At 48.2% G+C, this 1596-nt stretch carries 1 protein-coding gene; it reads left to right on the forward strand.

Features of this window, described 5'->3' with window-relative positions; translation table 11 throughout:
• Window positions 1-77 precede the first annotated feature (77 nt).
• Window positions 78-1514 (forward strand): IS1182 family transposase, encoded by a 1437-nt coding sequence (locus EHW58_RS15530; RefSeq protein WP_152797360.1) that lies wholly within the window; start codon window positions 78-80, stop codon window positions 1512-1514.
• The last annotated feature ends 82 nt before the right edge of the window (window positions 1515-1596 follow it).

Below are 1596 nucleotides of genomic sequence, written 5' to 3' on the forward strand. Positions count from 1 at the left end.
TCAGACTGCTGACAAAGGTCTAGCTTTCGAGCTAGACCTTTGATCTAATAGGAGTGTCGCAATAGGGATGCTCCGGTATGCTTCAAGAACCTTCTCCACACCAATATGAACTTGAAATGGTGACGATGGAACAACTTGTTCCCAAAGACCATCTTGTTCGTAAAATCGACCGTGCCATCGACTTCGAGTTTATTCGAGATGAAGTCGCCCACCTTTATTGCAAAGACAATGGCCGCCCACCGATTGACCCCGTTCGCTTGTTTAAAATTATCCTGCTTGGCTATATCTTCGGCATCAAAAGCGAGCGTCAGCTTGTTAAAGAAATTGAAGTCAACGTTGCTTATCGTTGGTTCTTGCGTATGTCGCTGACAGAGAAGGTCATCCATGCGTCTACGCTGAGCCAAAATCGTATTCGTCGCTTTAATGGCACGGATGTCTTCGAACGCATATTCAACCATATTGTGGTTCAAGCCATGGAGAAGGGCTTAGTCGCAGGGCAAGAGTTGTATACCGATAGCACGCACCTTAAAGCCAGTGCGAACAAAAATAAGCATGTGAATAAACTGCGCCCGGTGAGCGCCGGCGCTTACCTAGAGATGTTGGATGAAGACATCGTCAGTGACCGCAAAGCAGAAGGAAAAAAGCCGTTCAAGGACGCGCCATTAAAGACGGACGTCAAAAACACAAAAGTGAGTACGACTGACCCTGAAAGTGGTTTTATGACCAGAGATAATAAGCCCCAAGGCTTCTTCTATCTTGACCATAGGACCGTTGATGGCAAGCACGGTATCATCGTTGATACGTATACAACCCCAGGGAATGTCAACGACTCACAACCGTATATCCGTCGCCTTGACCACACACTCGCGCAATTTAACCTCAATCCTATCGCCGTGGGCATCGATGCTGGCTACTTCACGGCACCGGTTGCCGAATCCTTAGAGCGTCGCAGCATTCTTGGCGTATTCGGCTATCGTCGCCCTTCTCGAACGAAGAATACGTTCAAGAAAAAACACTTCACATACGATAAGAAAACCGACACATATCGCTGCCCCAAAGGGCAAACGCTTATCTATAAAACAACCACAAGAGCCGGCTATCGTACTTATCACTCAGACCCAAAGCAGTGTGCGTTCTGTCCGGTTAGAAACGACTGTACGCAAAGTAAGACCATGCAAAAGGTCATCACGCGTCATCTTTACACTGATGCCGTAGAGCGTGCCAATGAAATGCGACTGTCTCGTTATGGCAAAAAGATATACAAGCGACGAAGTGAGACTGTGGAGCGAAGCTTCGCCGACGCCAAGCAGCATCATGGACACCGCTACGCACGCTTCCGAGGGCTTGCAAATGTGCAAATGCAATGCTGGCTGGCGGCGGCTGCTCAAAACATCAAGAAGATAGCGTTAGTGGTGAGCTATCTAAGAAAATGTGGCTTTAACATGGCGGATATAAGGCAAATACTGGCTTCTATCCGCCAATTTGGGCGTTGGTCGGTAGCGACCACTCTCTAACAAAAAAATATCGCGATCGCGGCCTACGGCCGCTTATCAAAAAGAACCCCGCCTAAAAAGGCGGGGTTCGTCAGCAATCTGA

This window comes from Salinivibrio sp. VYel1, assembly GCF_009377945.1.
In the GTDB taxonomy this organism is placed as follows: domain Bacteria; phylum Pseudomonadota; class Gammaproteobacteria; order Enterobacterales; family Vibrionaceae; genus Salinivibrio; species Salinivibrio siamensis.